Origin of the sequence: Rhodococcoides navarretei (genome assembly GCF_038069675.1) — a bacterium.
GTDB classification, from domain to species: Bacteria; Actinomycetota; Actinomycetes; order Mycobacteriales; family Mycobacteriaceae; genus Rhodococcoides; species Rhodococcoides navarretei.
Genome location: NZ_JBBPCN010000001.1, coordinates 2,182,195 through 2,198,012, shown reverse-complemented (window position 1 = coordinate 2,198,012; position 15,818 = coordinate 2,182,195). Strand labels below are relative to the sequence as shown.

The 15,818-nt window shown below is 66.6% G+C and carries 12 protein-coding genes; all 12 read right to left on the bottom strand.

The genetic code is table 11. The annotated features are described in order from the left end of the window. Window positions 1-33 precede the first annotated feature (33 nt). The gene (locus tag AABD04_RS10565) at window positions 34-828 is read right to left on the bottom strand and encodes a cell division protein FtsQ/DivIB (RefSeq protein WP_341441142.1); all 795 of its coding nucleotides are present in this window, start codon (window positions 826-828) and stop codon (window positions 34-36) included. After that, window positions 825-2,315, bottom strand: coding sequence for a UDP-N-acetylmuramate--L-alanine ligase (gene murC / locus AABD04_RS10560; RefSeq protein ID WP_341443006.1), 1,491 nt, complete (start codon window positions 2,313-2,315; stop codon window positions 825-827). Before murC ends, AABD04_RS10565 begins: the two co-directional genes overlap by 4 nt. 63 nt (window positions 2,316-2,378) lie before the next feature. After that, complete coding sequence (gene murG / locus AABD04_RS10555; protein WP_341441141.1) at window positions 2,379-3,521, bottom strand: undecaprenyldiphospho-muramoylpentapeptide beta-N-acetylglucosaminyltransferase; 1,143 nt, start codon at window positions 3,519-3,521, stop codon at window positions 2,379-2,381. Next, window positions 3,518-5,155, bottom strand: coding sequence for a putative lipid II flippase FtsW (ftsW, locus tag AABD04_RS10550; protein WP_341441140.1), 1,638 nt, complete (start codon window positions 5,153-5,155; stop codon window positions 3,518-3,520). The genes murG and ftsW overlap by 4 nt, the downstream gene beginning before the upstream one ends. After that, complete coding sequence (murD, locus tag AABD04_RS10545) at window positions 5,152-6,612, bottom strand: UDP-N-acetylmuramoyl-L-alanine--D-glutamate ligase (RefSeq protein ID WP_341441139.1); 1,461 nt, start codon at window positions 6,610-6,612, stop codon at window positions 5,152-5,154. The genes ftsW and murD overlap by 4 nt, the downstream gene beginning before the upstream one ends. A gap of 3 nt (window positions 6,613-6,615) precedes the next feature. Next, window positions 6,616-7,701, bottom strand: a complete 1,086-nt coding sequence (mraY, locus tag AABD04_RS10540) for a phospho-N-acetylmuramoyl-pentapeptide-transferase (RefSeq protein ID WP_341441138.1) — start codon at window positions 7,699-7,701, stop codon at window positions 6,616-6,618. After that, entirely contained in the window at window positions 7,698-9,206 is a 1,509-nt protein-coding gene (locus AABD04_RS10535) for a UDP-N-acetylmuramoyl-tripeptide--D-alanyl-D-alanine ligase (protein WP_335741552.1), read from the bottom strand. Before AABD04_RS10535 ends, mraY begins: the two co-directional genes overlap by 4 nt. After that, a complete protein-coding gene (locus AABD04_RS10530; protein WP_341441137.1) occupies window positions 9,203-10,804 on the bottom strand; it encodes a UDP-N-acetylmuramoyl-L-alanyl-D-glutamate--2,6-diaminopimelate ligase in 1,602 nt (533 codons plus the stop codon). Before AABD04_RS10530 ends, AABD04_RS10535 begins: the two co-directional genes overlap by 4 nt. A gap of 158 nt (window positions 10,805-10,962) precedes the next feature. Continuing rightward, entirely contained in the window at window positions 10,963-12,819 is a 1,857-nt protein-coding gene (locus AABD04_RS10525) for a peptidoglycan D,D-transpeptidase FtsI family protein (RefSeq protein ID WP_341441136.1), read from the bottom strand. Next, window positions 12,816-13,610, bottom strand: coding sequence for a hypothetical protein (locus AABD04_RS10520; RefSeq protein WP_423228134.1), 795 nt, complete (start codon window positions 13,608-13,610; stop codon window positions 12,816-12,818). The genes AABD04_RS10525 and AABD04_RS10520 overlap by 4 nt, the downstream gene beginning before the upstream one ends. Next, complete coding sequence (gene rsmH, locus AABD04_RS10515) at window positions 13,607-14,638, bottom strand: 16S rRNA (cytosine(1402)-N(4))-methyltransferase RsmH (RefSeq protein WP_341441135.1); 1,032 nt, start codon at window positions 14,636-14,638, stop codon at window positions 13,607-13,609. Before rsmH ends, AABD04_RS10520 begins: the two co-directional genes overlap by 4 nt. Window positions 14,639-14,857: 219 nt before the next feature. Beyond that, window positions 14,858-15,289, bottom strand: a complete 432-nt coding sequence (gene mraZ / locus AABD04_RS10510) for a division/cell wall cluster transcriptional repressor MraZ (RefSeq protein WP_094679124.1) — start codon at window positions 15,287-15,289, stop codon at window positions 14,858-14,860. Window positions 15,290-15,818: the final 529 nt, after the last annotated feature.

The following is a 15,818-nucleotide window of genomic DNA, read 5'->3' as shown; positions in this document are numbered from 1 at the left end:
GACGCCGCGCCGAAATTCCCGTCCCGGACGAAACTATTTCGTGGTGGGCAGATCCGGACTCGAGACATCGAAGATCTGACCGGGTTGCGACAGCAGCGCGATCGCCACCGCAGCCTTGCGTTCCGAGTCCTCCTTGCTGCCCCACACGACAGTGCGACCGTCGAGCAGCAGAATCGAGATGTCGGACAAGGTGCTCGCGCGCAGCTCTGCGACCTGATCGCGCAGCAGCGGTGGCAACGTATCGAGCACCGCCAGTGCGTCTTTCGTCACCGGATCACCGAACACCGGATTGTCGGTCACCAGGCGCACCGCCCCCGGCGGAGGCGGCGCAATCGCGAAATCGACCCCGGTGGAATCGAGCAGATGGGTGCCGTCGGGAGAATCGAAGAACGCCACCGGAACTCGTTCCTCGACCGTCACCTGCACGGTCGACGGGTACTTCCGCTGCACACGCACGGTCGCCAGGGCCGGGATCGTCGCCACCCGCTGCGCCGCCGCTGCAGTATCGACCCGCACGAGCGGAAGCCCGGCGGGAACGTCGAGCCGCTCGAGAATCTCCTGCTCGGATACCGACGACTGCCCCGCGACCGAAATGGTCCGGACCGACAACAGCGGCGTGAAATACACCAGCGCAGCCGATCCCACCACGAGAGCCACCACGGCCGCCGCGATGAGCAGCGCCTTGCGCCTCGACCGCTTCACCCGGGCGCGCTCTTCTTCTCTGGCCAAAGCGCGCGCCTGCTTGTCGGTGAGCACGGGCGGTGATTCGTCTTCTCCTGCAGCGTTTCCCGATCTCGACGAACGAACCCGGTCGGAGCGGCGAGTCACGTCGACGGCCGATCCTTCGGTACACCGCGACCGGTCGCGGCACCGAAATCGGTCTTCGAGCGAAGTGCATCCAGGATCGGTCCGCCGAGCATCGTCACGTCTCCCGCACCCATGGTGATGACGACGTCGCCCGGGACGCTGAGATGGGCCACCTGCTTGGCCACCAACGACAGATCCGGCTGGTAGTTGACCGGCTTGGTGACCGAGGCGGCGACCAACGCACCCGTCACACCCGGCAGTGGTTCCTCGCGCGCGCCGTACACGTCGAGCACCACGATCTCGTCGGCCAAGGACAACGCGGCACCGAATTCCTCGGCGAACGTCGCAGTCCGCGAGTACAGGTGCGGCTGGAACACCACGACCACCCGGCCGTGGTCCTGACCGTCGACGAGCGCCCGTGCTGCGGTCAACACCGCGCGTACCTCGGTCGGATGATGGGCGTAATCGTCGAACACGCGGACACCGTGCTCGCGGCCGGTGAACTGGAAACGCCGGTGGACGCCACCGAAACCGGTGAGCCCGGCCAGCAGTTCCTCGATACCGGCACCGACCTGACGCGCCGCGACGAACGCCGCCAGCGCATTGAGGGCAGTGTGCCGTCCGGGAACGCCGAGCCGCACCGTGCGCGCCGCATCCTCACCGGCGATCTGCAACTGCGCGACGCCACCGATGTCCTCGGGCTCCCACGCCAGCAGACGCACGGCCATCTCCACCGGCCCCGCGTCGACGTCCGAGGACCCGTAGCCGAGCACTGTCACTCCTGGCAGGTTCCTGTCCACCACGCGTCGGGCCAGCGCCGCCGAACCGGGGTCGTCCATGCACGCCACGAGCACACCACCTGGACCGAGGAGCGCGGCGAAGTCGTCGAACACCTGCACGTAGGCCTCGGTGGTGCCGAAGTGGTCCAGGTGATCGGCCTCGATGTTGGTCACGATGATGACGTTGGCGGCGTACTGCAGCAGCGAGCCGTCACTCTCGTCCGCCTCGGCCACGAACACGTCTCCGCTGCCGTGATGGGCGTTGGTTCCGGCCTCGTTGAGCTCTCCCCCGACGGCGAACGACGGATCGAACCCGCAGTGCTGGAGCGCGACGACCAGCATCGATGTGGTCGACGTCTTTCCGTGCGTACCGGAGACCAACAACGTGCGGTACCCCTGCATCAGCGAGGACAGCACTGCCGGACGCAGCACCACCGGGATTCCGCGGTCCCGCGCTTCGACGAGTTCGGGATTGGTCTTGGGAATCGCGGCGTGGGTCGTCACCACCACGGTGGGTCCACCGTCGATCATGTCCAGGGCGCTCGCGTCGTGACCGATGCGGACCTGGGCACCGCGTGCACGCAGTGCGAGCACGCCGCGCGATTCCTTGGCATCCGAACCCGACACCTGTCCCCCGCGAGCCAGCAGGATCCGCGCGATGCCGGACATTCCGGCACCACCGATGCCCACCATGTGTACTCGTTCGAGCTCCGCCGGCAGATCCGACATCGCACCCTCAGTTGTCACGCGGACGTCTCCCTCGTTCTCTTCGCATGCTCGACGCCGCCCAGCTCAGCGCCGCGCCGCGTGCGCGGTATCGAGCACGATCTGCGCGACGGCAGCTGCTGCGCCCTTGTGCCCGGCACCGGCCGCGGCACGAGACATGGTGGCAATTCGGTCGGTATCGGCCAACAGCGCCACCACCGTCTCGCGCACGTACTGCTCGGTCAGTGTCGCATCGGATACCAGGATGCCACCTCCGGCGTCGACCACGGGACGGGCATTGAGCTCCTGCTCGCCGTTGCCGTGCGGCAGAGGTACGTAGATCGCAGGCAGCCCGGTCGCGGAGACCTCGGCGACGGTCATGGCACCGGACCGGCATATCGCCAGGTCCGCAGCCGCATACGCGAGATCCATCCGGTCGATGTACGGCAACGCGACGTACGGCGCGTCCGGATTGCTCTGCCCGACGTCGAGCGAGTTCTTCGGACCGTGCGCATGTAGAACCGAGATACCGGCACCGGCGAGGGCTGCCGAGGCTCCGGACACCGCGTCGTTGAGCGACCGGGCCCCCTGCGAGCCGCCGAACACCAGGAGAACCGGACCGGTCTCCGGCAGGCCGAAGTGGCCGCGGGCCTCCGCCCGGACGGCAGCCCGGTCGAGTCCGGTGATGGTGGGACGCACAGGAATTCCGATCACGTCCGCGTCGGCAGCTCCGTGCGCGGCGATGCCCGACCCGGCGACCGCTGCGAGCACCCGCTGGGCGGACCGGGCACCGACCTTGTTGGCGATGCCCGCTCGCGCATTGGCCTCGTGGATGACCACAGGAATTCGGCCGCCGCGGCCGAACAGCCGACCGCGGGCAGCGAGATAGGCCGGCAACGCGACATAGCCGCCGAAGCCGACGAGCACGTCGGCCTCCACGGCCGCGAAGATTTCCCGAGTACGGCGAACCGATCGCACGACGCGCAGCGGCAGCTTGAGCAGGTCGACGGTGGGCTTACGGGGCAGCGGAACAGGCGGAATGAGTTCCAGTGCGTACCCACGAGCCGGGACGAGCGTCGTCTCCAACCCGCGGCTGCTGCCGAGAGCGGTGACGGTGACGGTGGGGTCGAGGACACGCAGCGCGTCGGCCACAGCGAGCGCAGGCTCGATATGCCCGGCCGTTCCGCCGCCGGCCACCACTACGGAAATAGGTCGAGATGTCTGCTTCACCGTCGATATCCTCGCTCACCCGAGCGAACGGGCGGGCGACCGGGTTGTGGTTCCGGCCGAGGACGCTGGGCCGATCGCGACCCCGCGGCGGGTTCTCGCCGGACGGGCTCACTGCGCCGGGGATTCCCGCGGGACGACTCGCCCCGATAGCCGGTCGATTTCGGAGACATCGTGTTCGTCCTGGAACTGGAGGCTCGTGTGCGAGTACGGCCCGGCTCGGCTGCCCTCGCTGCACGGCCCGGCTCGGCTGCCCTCGCTGCACGGCCCGGCTCGGCTGCCCTCGCTGCACGGCCGTCCTTGCCCTGGCCCTTACGGGACTCGAGCCGCTTGCGATCCTGCGCCGCCAACGTGGGGCGAGTGGACTTCGACCGCGCCATCGCGGCTCGCTTGGGCGAGAACACGGCGGGCAGCGGCAGTTTCAGCGCCCGCGCAATACGGCCCTCCTGCCCCGCGTGCAGGGCTGCGATCGCCTCCGGTTCGTGTCGGGCGGCGCTTGCGATGATGCCGAACATCAGCAGCGTGATCGCAGTGGAGGTACCACCGTAGGACACCAGCGGCAGCTGCAGACCGGTCACCGGCAGCAACCCGACGACGTAGCCGATGTTGATCATGGCCTGACCGAACACCCAGCACGTGGCACCCGCGGTCAGTAGGCGCAGGAACGGATCGACCGAACGCATGGCGATCCGCAGCCCGGTGTAGACGAAGAGGCCGAACAATCCGATGACTGCGAGGCAGCCGATCATTCCGAGTTCCTCGCCGATGATGGCGAAGATGAAGTCGTTGTGGGCGTTGGGTAGGTAACTCCACTTGGCGCGGCTCTGGCCGAGCCCACGACCGAACATTCCGCCGTCGGCGAGCGAATATTTGGCCTGAGTCGACTGATACGACAGGCCCTGGGTGTCCTCACCCGGGTTGAGCCAGGCCTTGACGCGATTGGATCGATAGCCGGCAGTGAACGCGAGGACCGTTGCCAGTGCCAAACCGGTCATCAGCACCGCACCGAACAGCTTGGCATTGAGGCCCGCGAACCACAGCAGCGCCACCAGGATGATGCCGAGGGCGATCGCGGTACTCAGGTTCGGCTGCAGCACGACGAGCAGACACATCAGCAGACCCGCAGGCAAGAGCGGCACCAGCAACGACTTGATGTTGCCGTGTTCGCTGCGACGCGAAGCCAACAGGTGCGCACCCCACAGAACCAGTGCGACTTTGGCCAGCTCGGACGGCTGGAACGACACGACGCCGAAATCGAACCAGCGGCGTGCACCCTGGCGTTCGGCACCGATGCCCGGAATCAGTACCAGCATCAACATGGTGATCGAGACCAGGAACAGCGGGAACGACAGCTTTCTGAGGTACCGAACCGGCAGCCGGAGAGCGACGTAGAACGCGACGGATCCCAGCGCGACACCGATCAACTGCTGGGTGAAGAGCGCGTAACCGGACTCGTCGGCTGCGAAGGACTCGGCGGACGACGCCGACAGCACCATCACCAGGCCCAGGATCGTGAGCAGTACTGCAATCGTGACGATCAGATGGAAGGACGCGAGCGGCCTGCCGAACCACAGGCCGATTCGGGTGCGCGGAGCGGCGGTAGGACGAGGTGAACGCTGCTGACCGGCGGCGGTCACGAGCGCGGCGATCCGATGTCGGCGACCTCGAGGCGCTGGACCGAATCGGCGAAGCTGCGGCCGCGGTGGCCGTAGTCGGCGAACATGTCCAGCGACGCGGCGGCCGGGGCCAGTAGGACCGTATCCCCCGGCACGGCGAGTTCGGCCGCGTGGGCCACGACGGCCCGCATCACCGCATCAGCATCTTCAGCACCATGAGTCACACCAGCATCGTCTCCCGACGGGAGCCTGACGACCGGAACATCGGGCGCGTGTCGCGCCAAAGCCTCTGCGATCTGCATCCCATCGCGCCCGAGGACGACCGCGGCAACCAGTCGATCGGCGATGTCGACCACCAGATCGTCGATCACCGCACCCTTGAGCAACCCGCCCGCGATCCACACGACACGATCGTGCGCGGCTATCGACGAGCGAGCAGCATGCGGATTCGTCGCCTTCGAATCGTCGATGAACGTCACCCCGCCGACCTCGCGCACCACCGCCGCCCGATGCGGCCCGACCCGGTAGGTCTGCAATCCCACCCGAACAGCGCCGGGCTCGACTCCGATCGAACGTGCCAGAGCGCCTGCCGCAAGCGCATCGAGAATGCCGGACGGTCCGCTCGGCTCGACTTCGTCGGCGGGGAGGAGATCGACGTTCTCGGCGAAGGCGTTGTCCACGAGCATCCCTGCCCGAACCCCCAGCTCACCCGAGGCCGGCTCACCCAACCGGAAACCGACAACGGTCGACGCCGGAGACCCGATCGACAAACTCGCCGCCCGCGAGTCGTCGAGACCGACCACCGCCACATCGCCGGTCAACGCACGAGCCTTGGCCTGCACGTATCCGTCCATCCCGCCGTGCCAATCCAGATGATCCTCGGCGATGTTGAGCACCACCCCCGCCGCCGGACGCACCGACGGGGCCCAGAACAACTGGAACGACGACAACTCGACGGCGAGCACGCGCGGATGCGGGGTACCGCGCAACGCGTCGGCGATGGGGAGTCCGATGTTGCCGCAGGCCACCGACTCGATACCGGCGGCGTCGAGGATCGAGGCGAGCATCGAGGTGGTGGTCGTCTTTCCGTTGGTTCCGGTGACAACCAGCCAGCGAGTTCTGGGGCCGTACAGCTCCGCCCGGTCCACGTGCCAGGACAACTCGACATCGCCCCACACCGGAATGCCTCGGTCCGTGGCGGCCGCCAGCACCGGCGAATCGGGCCGGAAGCCGGGGCTGGTGACGACCAGCGAAAACGCAGCGAGCGCCGCAGGATCGCCCAGCAGGTCGTCCTGCAGCACCACCGCCGCACCCAGTTTCGACGCATCGTCCAGCGCGGCACGACTCGAATCGGCAACCGTGACGACGGCACCGAGATCGAGCAACGGTCGGACGACGGCGAGTCCGGAGACACGGGCACCGGTCACCAGCACCGAACTGCCGCGCAACCAGGTCAGGTCGGTCGAGGAGTCGTCCATGCGCTATCCGCCGACAGCAGCGAGATATTCGCTGTAGAACAGAGCGAGTCCGACGGCCGACGCAATGGCGGCCAGCAGCCAGAATCGAATGATCACCGTTGTCTCGGCCCAACCGGCCAGCTCGAAGTGATGATGGAACGGGGCCATCCGGAACACGCGTCGGCGACTGGATCGGAACACCGCGACCTGGATGACGACCGACGCGGCCTCCGCGACGAACAGCGCACCGATGACCACCATGATCAGCTCGGTCTTCGTCACCACCGACAGACCGGCGATCAGACCGCCGAGGGCAAGAGAGCCGGTGTCGCCCATGAAGATCTTCGCCGGCGCGGCGTTCCACCACAGGAAGCCGATGCACGCACCGGCAGCGGACGCACAGACCAGGGCCAGGTCGAGGGGATCTCGAACGTCGTAGCAACCGGGGGCGGGCCCGGAGGGGCCTGCGCACGCCTGGCGGTACTGCCAGAAGGTGATGACGGTGTATGCGCCGAGCACGAGCGTCATCGACCCGGCGGCGAGGCCGTCGAGTCCGTCGGTGAGGTTGACCGAGTTGGACCACGCGATCACGAGCAGACAGACGAAGAACACGAAGACGACCGCGGACATCGACCAGGTGGCGATGTCGCGAACGTACGACAGTTGGGTGCTGCCCGGGGTGAGACCACTGTCGCTGCGAAACTGCAACACCAGGATTGCGAACAGCACGGCAGCCGTAATCTGACCGACGTACTTCCCGGTCGCGTTCAGACCCAGGTTGCGCTGCTTGCGGATCTTGATGAAGTCGTCGAGAAAGCCGACCAGGCCGAGCACCGTGGTCAGGCCGAGAACCAGCAGGGCCGAGGCCGACGGACCGTCGGCGTCGTACCCGATGCCGATCAAATGCGAGCCCCAGTAACCTGCCCAGATACCGACCAGAATCGCGACGCCGCCCATCGTGGGAGTGCCGCGCTTGGACATGTGACTCGCCGGGCCTTCGACGCGAATCTCCTGGCCGAAACCCTGTTTCGAGAACGCCTTGATCAGCACCGGGGTCAGCAGAATCGCGACCGCGAGCGCGATGCCGCCGGCGAACAGGATCTGCCTCACTGCTCACCCTCCGCAGCGGCGCTCGATGCGTCGGCCAACAGAGCGTCTGCGACGGTCCACATGGCACCGGACTGAGAGGCCTTCACCAGCACGATGTCGCCGGGACGCACCTCGTCGAGCAGTACCTCGATCGCCGACTCACGATCGGGGACCAGCATCGACTCCTCGCCCCACGAACCCTCCATGACGGCACCCTGGTGCAGCGCCCGAGTGGGACGACCGCTGTCGACGATGATCAGACGGTCGACGTCCAGGCGCACCGCGAGGCGACCGATCGCGTCGTGCTCGACCACCGAGTCGGCACCCAGTTCGCCCATCTCCCCCAGCACCGCCCAGCTGCGGCGTTTCGGTCCGTCGTCGCGACGCGACATCGACACCAGTGCCTTGAGCGCAGCGCGCATCGAATCGGGGTTGGCGTTGTACGAATCGTTGACGACAGTGACGCCGTCCGCACGGGTGCGCACATCCATCCGCCTGATCGATGTCGGCGCGGCTGCCCCGAGCGCCTCGGCGACCTGCGCCAGCGTTGCCCCGCACTCGAGTGCGACGGCCGCTGCTGCGAGAGCGTTGCCGACCTGATGCTCACCGTGCACCGCCAGGGTGATCGCTGCCGTGCCCGCTGCGCATTCGAGCGTGAACGACGCCCGGGCGTCGGTGTCGACCTGCACGTCGGTCGCTCTGATGTCGGCATCTGCGTTGCGTCCCACCGTGACGACGGATGCCGTTGTGCGCGTGGCCATCTCGGCGACGAGACGGTCATCGATGTTGAGAATCGCCACTCCCCCGTCGGCAGCACTCGGCAGAGCTTCGACCAGTTCGCCTTTCGCCAGTGCGATGGCTGCGCGCGAGCCGAACTCGCCCAGGTGCGCGGTTCCGACGTTGAGGACCACCCCGATCCGGGGCGGTGCGAGCGTGGCGAGTTCGGCGATGTGGCCGATTCCTCGGGCGGACAACTCCAGACACAGGAAATCGGTCTCGGCATCGGCCCGCAGCGCCGTCCACGGATGTCCCAGTTCGTTGTTGAACGATCCGGGCGGTGCCACCACCGAGCCCAGGGGCTCGAGAACCGCAGAGATCAGATCCTTGGTGGAGGTCTTCCCCGAGGATCCTGTCACGCCGACGACGGTCAGGCCGTGCTCGGCGGTCAACTCGAGCACCGAGGCCCGGGCCAGAGCGCCGAGTGCAGTCAACACCGCCGAACCGGAGCCGTCCGGGTCGTTCTCGAGCGCCATCGCGCGACTGTCGTGCGGAACCGGACGGACTACCACGGCCGGTACGCCCACCGGACGCGCGGCCAGCACCAGTGCCGCACCTGCGGCCACCGCGTCGGCGGCGTGGTCGTGACCGTCCACCTTCGCGCCGGGAAGGGCGAGGAAAACACTGCCGGGGGTCACCTTGCGGGAGTCGAACTCCACCGGCCCCGGCACAACGACCGTCGGATCCGGCACGTCGTGCACCGTGCCTCCGACGATCTCGGCGATGCGGTCGATCGAGAGTGGGATCACCGTGCGCCCGCGCTCGTGCCGACCCGACGCGCATCGATGGCGGAGGCCAGGACCACTCGATCGTCGAACGGATGCTTCACGCCCGCTACCTCTTGGCCGGTCTCGTGCCCTTTACCTGCGATCAACACAACATCCCCTTCGCGTGCCCACGCCACGGCCTGCTCGATCGCCGCTGCGCGGCCTGCCACGTTCCGTACTTCACCGCGGGCCTCTTCGGGCACCGACAGCGCACCGTCCTCGACGGCCTGCCGGATGGCGGCAGGGTCCTCGCTGCGCGGGTTGTCGTCGGTCACCACCAGCAGCTCGGCACCGCGCGTTCCGGCGGCACCCATCAGCGGACGCTTCGCGGTGTCGCGCTCGCCACCTGCTCCGAGCACCACCGCGATCCGTCCGCGCGAGGATTCGCGCAGCGTCGCCAACACGGCCTCGACGGCAGCGGGCTTGTGCGCGTAGTCGACCACCGCCAGGAAGTTCTGTCCACGATCGATCCGCTGAACGCGACCGGGCACGTCGACCGTCGCGACCCCGGCCACGGCGCTGCGCACATCGGCCCCGGCCGTCGCGCAGGTCGCCAACGCGAGGACGGTGTTGGCGACGTTGTAGCGCCCCGGCAGCCGGACCGAGACCGGCAGCGACGCACCCTGCGGATCGGCGACGGTGAACGACTGTGTGCCGTCGTCGTGCTTGGCCCAGTCCGACACCGTCCACTGCGAATCGCCACCGGTCGACGCGGTCACCACGGTCGACCCGGCCGACCGAGCGATGTCTGCCATCCGAACGCCCCACGCGTCGTCGACACAGACCACGGCGGTGTCGGCACGAACCGCCGAGTCGGCCGCGAACAATCGACTCTTGGCCGAGAAGTAGTCCTCGAGAGAATTGTGAAAATCGAGGTGATCCTGCGAAAGATTGGTGAATGCACCGATCGCGAAGCGGGTGCCGTCGACCCGGCCGAGCGACAATGCGTGCGAGGACACTTCCATGACCACCGTGTCGACACCCTCCTCGACCATGACGGCGAAGAGAGCATGCAGTTGCGGAGCCTCGGGCGTGGTGAGCGCGCTCGGTACATGCCGGCCCAGAACACGTGTCTCGATGGTGCCGATCAGACCGCACCTACGACCGGCCGCGGTCAGGCCGGCTTCGAGTAGATAGGACGTCGTCGTCTTTCCCGACGTACCGGTGATACCGATGACGGTCATCTTCGTCGACGGGTTGCCGTACACCAGCGCGGAGACCGCCCCCAGTACCTGGCGCGGATGATCGTGGACGAGTACCGGAACCTGTCGATCCGTGCCGACGAGCGCTCCCCGCACGATCTCCAGCCCGGCCGGGTCGGTGAGCACCGCCACCGCACCACGCTCGACCGCGTCGGCGACGAACTCGGCACCGTGTCGAGAAGATCCGGGCAGCGCTGCGAAGAGATCGCCGGGAACAACGGACTGTGCTCTCAGATCGATACCGGTCACACTCACACCGGCGGGGTCGCCCTCGCCGATCGTTGCACCGACCGCGGACGCCACCTCCCGAACCTCGGTGTGTGGTGGATGCGCCGGACGTGAACCCGGAGCCGGGTGTGAATCCGATGACACAGTCACTCCTGCTCCCTTCCTCTCTACTGCCGGCCGCGCGCCTGCCGCAGATCGATCACGCCGCGGCGACAGCCGAACGAACGCGTCCGAGCCGATGTGTCAGATTACCGGCGTCCGGGATGGTGGTGTCGCCACCCCGACTCTCGACCGGCGGGTCGCCGGTCTCAGTCCGCCTGCAGAACCAGCTTGGGTCCGGGGTCGGCAGACATCGGCACGCTGTCCCGTTGAAGCATCCAGCTGGCGATGTTGTGGAACAGCGGCGCTGCCGACTGGCCGCCCGAACCGTCGGCGCTGCGAGTCGGGGCGTCGAGCATGATCCCGATCACGTAGCGGGGATCGTCCGCGGGCGCGATACCGGCGAACGTGATCCAGTAGTTCGAGTTCGAGTAGCACTTGCACTCGGGGTCGACCTGCTGAGCCGTCCCTGTCTTGCCACTGATCTGGTAACCCTCGACCCCCGCGGCAACTCCGGTACCGCGCTGGTTTCCGGTGTCGTCCTGGGTGACGGATCGGAACATGTTCCGGACGGTCTTCGCAGTATCGGGACTGACCACGTACACCCCGTCGGGCTGCTGGGTCTCGGTTCGCTGCCCGTTGGCGTCCACCGTCGCTTCGACGATTCGCGGCGGGATACGGATCCCGTCGTTGGCGATGGCCTGGTACATCCCGGTCATCTGCAGCAGCGTCATGGACAGTCCCTGACCGATGGGGAGGTTGGCGAACGTACCGCCCGACCACTGATCGCGGCTCGGCACATTTCCCGCACTCTCGCCGGGCAGACCGACGTCGCTGCGTTGGCCGAGACCGAACCTGGTGAGCATGTCCGCGTAGCGATCCTCACCGACCCGCTGCGCCAGCATGAGGGTGCCGACGTTGGAGGACTTACCGAACACGCCGGTCGTCGTGTACGGCGCGACTCCGTGGTCCCACGCATCCTTGACCGACACGCCGGACATGAAGATGCTGCCCGGCACCTGCAGCACCTCGTCGGGTGTGGTGAGTCCGTACTCGATGGCTGCGGCCGCGGTGATGATCTTGTTCACCGAGCCGGGCTCGAACGGCGTGGTGACGGGCAGATTGCCCATTTCCTTGGTGCGCTCGTTGTTGCCGACTCCGATACCGGGGTTGAAGGTGTTGTCGTTCGACATGGCGAGCACCTCGCCGGTGTGCGAATCCTGCACGTACGCCGAGGCGTTCTTCGCTCCCGACAGATCCTTCGCCAACTGCACCTGCTGCTGCACGTAGTACTGCAGATCTGCATCGATGGTCAGTTCGACGTTGGAACCGTTGACGGCCGGCTGCTTGTCTCGCCAACTACCGGGAATGACGGCACCGTCGGAACCGCGGTCGTAGGTCTGCGAACCGTCGGTTCCGGCCAACGTCGCGTCGAGCGAATCCTCCAGACCGAGCAGACCGTGTCCGTCCCATCCAGTGGCACCCACGATGTTGGCGGCCAGCGATCCACCCGGGTACTCACGGATGTCCTGACGTTCGAGTCCGACCTGCTTGAAATCCTTGCTGATCTTCGACGCCACAGTGGCGTCCACCCCGCGGGCGAGATAGGTGAACTCGTCGTTGCTCTTCAACTTCGCGAGCAGATCCTTCTTGCTGATCACATCACCGAGGTCGTTGTGGATACGTTCGGCGATGTCCTCGAGGTACTGCTCCGTCTCCGGCTCGGTCGGGTCCTTCGCCCGGGCCTCGTCGAGTTCCTTGCGAACCCGAACCGGTTGGAACGTCAGCGCTTTGGCCTCCATCGTGAAGGCGATCGGATTGCCGTTCCGGTCCAGGATGGATCCACGCATCGCCGGATCCACGAGCGTGGTGGTGCGTTGGGACGCCGACTCGGCCGACAACCTCGGAGCATCGAATCCCTGAATCCACAGCAACTGGGCCGCCGCGACGGCGAGCGCCAGGTACATCAGAACGCGGCCGGTGCCGTGACGGAACCGAAAGGTGGACGAGTCGAGACGCTTTCGGCTCGGTGGCCGACGGCGTGGAGCAGGCGTAGGCCTGGTCACTGCCCGTCACCCGATGCTTCGCCGGTGGACTCGGGTGCCTCTACCGCAGGTGTTTCGAGCGAGGGGATGCTCATGGGAACCAATTGTTCAGCAAGCGCGGTGTTTCCAGCTCCATTGCTCGAGTTCGGCGTGGCGGCGCGGGTGTCGATCGTCCCCGACGTCCGATTGGGCTGCGATGCGCTTCTCGGCGTCTGCTGCTGCGGTGACTGCGTGCTCGGATTCGCGACGGTGCCCTCGCCTGCGGCTGCGGACGACACCGGATCCAGCGGTGCCACCGGTGTACCGTCGGCCGGAGCCGGCGTACCGACGACCTGGACGCCGCCGTCCGGCGCGACGATCAGACGCGCGGGGTTCTTCGCCGGGACCATTCCGAGCTCGGCGGCCTTGCGCGCCAACTCGGGGGCGGATTCTGCCAATTCGACGTCCTTCTGCAGCGACGCCCGCTGCTGAGCCAGTTCGGTGTTGACGGCCTTGGCGGCGCTGAGATCGTAGGAGTCGCCCGCCGACCGAGTGGTCAGCAGCAATGTCAGACCGAGACCGATGGCGAGCAGACCGATGATCAAGGCGACGAACGGAATTCGCGCAGCGATAGCGCTCCCGTTCAGCGTCGGCCGCGCACCGGTTCCGGACCCACGCGCAGAATCCGAGGTGTGGACCGACACGCGCTGTTGCCTGCGCTCGTACGCGCGTAGTGCGGCACCGGACCGTCCACCGCCCTTGCTGGTACGTTCGTGCCGCGGCACCGGAACCCGATTGCGTTGTGTTCCAACGGTTGTGCCTGGAACCGTCATTCCGCTCTCCTTGCAATCCGTTCGGCGGCGCGCAATCTCACCGGAGCCGAACGTGGGTTGACGTCGATTTCTGCATCCGAGGCACGCTCGGCACCTCTGGTCAGGAGTCGGAACTCCGGACCCATTCCGGGAAGCTCGACCGGCAGCCCCTCGGGACTGCGCGACTTGATCCGAGGTGCCAACTCTTGCTTGACAACTCGGTCTTCCAGCGATTGATACGACATGAAGACCACCCGACCGCCGACCGCCAAGGCGTCGAGCCCGGCAGGTACTGCTGCCTTCAGGGAGTCCAGTTCACCGTTGACCTCGATGCGCAGGGCCTGAAAGGTGCGCTTGGCCGGGTGTCCACCGGTACGTCGCGTCGCAGCCGGTATTGCGGCATAGAGCAATTCGACGAGCGGGCCGCTCGTGGTGAAGGGTGTGTGCTCACGTCGACGCAGCACAGCGGAGGCGATCTTGCCGGCGAATCGTTCCTCGCCGTACGTGCTGAGTACCCGGGCTATCTCACCGTGCGAGTACGTGTTGAGGACGTCGGCGGCAGTGATTCCCACCGTCGGATTCATTCGCATGTCCAGTGGGGCATCGACGGAGTACGCGAATCCGCGCTCGGACTCGTCCAACTGCATGGACGACACGCCGAGATCGAAGAGAATGGCGTGAACGGAGTCGACCGGCGACAGGCCCGCCTCGTCGAGTGCGTTTGCGATTCCGTCGTAGGTGGTGTGCACCAACGTGATTCGGTCGCGAAAGGGAGCCAACCGGGTGCCTGCGAGCGTCAGGGCTTCGGGATCCCGGTCGAGTCCGATGAGGTGCAGGTGCGGATAGGTCCGAAGAAAGTGCTCGGCATGACCGCCGAGTCCGAGGGTGGCATCGATCATGACGCGTCGACCGTCGGCGGAATCGAGTGCGGGTCCGAGCAATTCGTCGGCTCGCTCGAGACGAACCGGAACGTGAACCGGGCCTGCGGATCGACGGTGGGTTCGGTCTGCGGACGATTCGCTCTCGTTCGGTCCGGCGCCCTCCGTCATGGTTCCTCCCGGTCGTGCGTACGTACTTCTCGCCCGGGTCCGGGCCGTGCGGGTCGCCCACGGAAGCCGATGCGAATGCATCGAGGTCCCTGTCCGATAGGGAACCTGGCGTTGGGGAAGAACGTCAGGGTCCTGATCTGCGAAACCTGGCGTTGGGGAAGAACGTCAGGGTTCTGATCGGGCAGAGGCCTCGCTGCACTCGCAGGCGACCTGGGCGGGCTACAAGATCCCTCCGAGGGACTCGTCGAAAGCGTCGGAGAAATCCTGCTCGTTCTCAGCGGAGTAGCGGGCCCACGCTTCGTCGTTCCAGATCTCGATGAAATCCATCGAACCGATCACCACACAGTTGCGTTCGAGCCCCGCGTAACGGCGATGCTCGGCACTGATGGTGATCCGACCCTGTCCGTCCGGCCGCTGTTCGTCGGTTCCAGAGAAGAACTGGCGAACGTAGGCACGGGCTTTGGGGTTGGCACGCGAAGCTGCCGTCAACTTCCGTGAGCGCTCTGCGAAGTCTGCCGCGGTGTAGACAGCAAGGCTGAAATCCTGCCCCTTGCTCACCATGACACCTCCTGCAAGCGCGTCCCGAAACTTGGCCGGCAACGTGAGTCGACCTTTGTCGTCGAGCTTCGGCGTGTAGGTACCGAGAAACACTCGCCACCTCCAGCCTCGACTCTCCGCTGCGGACCACTTTACCCCACTCTCCCCCACTTCGAACCATTCACCGCCGGAAAACTTTGGCAACATACGCAAATCCGCAGGTCGATGTGCACAAGATCGATGGTGGCGACAGTGTTACGCCGGCCGAAGAGGAGTGCGAATGCACGAGAGTGATGGCGCAGAATTTCAGCACAATGACGGTCCGACCAGGCATTCAGCGCTGACGGTGGTGAACGAAGACGAATCAGCACCACAAAAGGGCACACGGGTGGGGAGAAGTGGGGAGGGTGGCCGACAGTGGGGAGCGATGGGGAGGCAGCCCGCGCCACCGGCGCGCAGAGCTACCCGAACAGCGCTCCACGCGACGTCGAACAGCGCGGGCGGTTCAGCAGTGGGCCGGATCCACGGAGTCCATGGGAGGGCAGAAACGACAACAGCACCTCACCCGAAGGTGAGGTGCTGTTCTTGGTGAGCGCGGGAAGCTACGCAGACGAGCCGGCACAGGCCGGTTGCCTGGAACCTG

Bases quoted from the DNA above. Each gene is read 5' to 3' on its own strand.
- AABD04_RS10520 (WP_423228134.1), bottom strand. From the start codon at position 13,610: ATGACGGTTCCAGGCACAACCGTTGGAACACAACGCAATCGGGTTCCG.
- rsmH (WP_341441135.1), bottom strand. From the start codon at position 14,638: ATGACGGAGGGCGCCGGACCGAACGAGAGCGAATCGTCCGCAGACCGA.
- murC (WP_341443006.1), bottom strand. From the start codon at position 2,315: ATGTCGGATCTGCCGGCGGAGCTCGAACGAGTACACATGGTGGGCATC.
- murD (WP_341441139.1), bottom strand. From the start codon at position 6,612: ATGGACGACTCCTCGACCGACCTGACCTGGTTGCGCGGCAGTTCGGTG.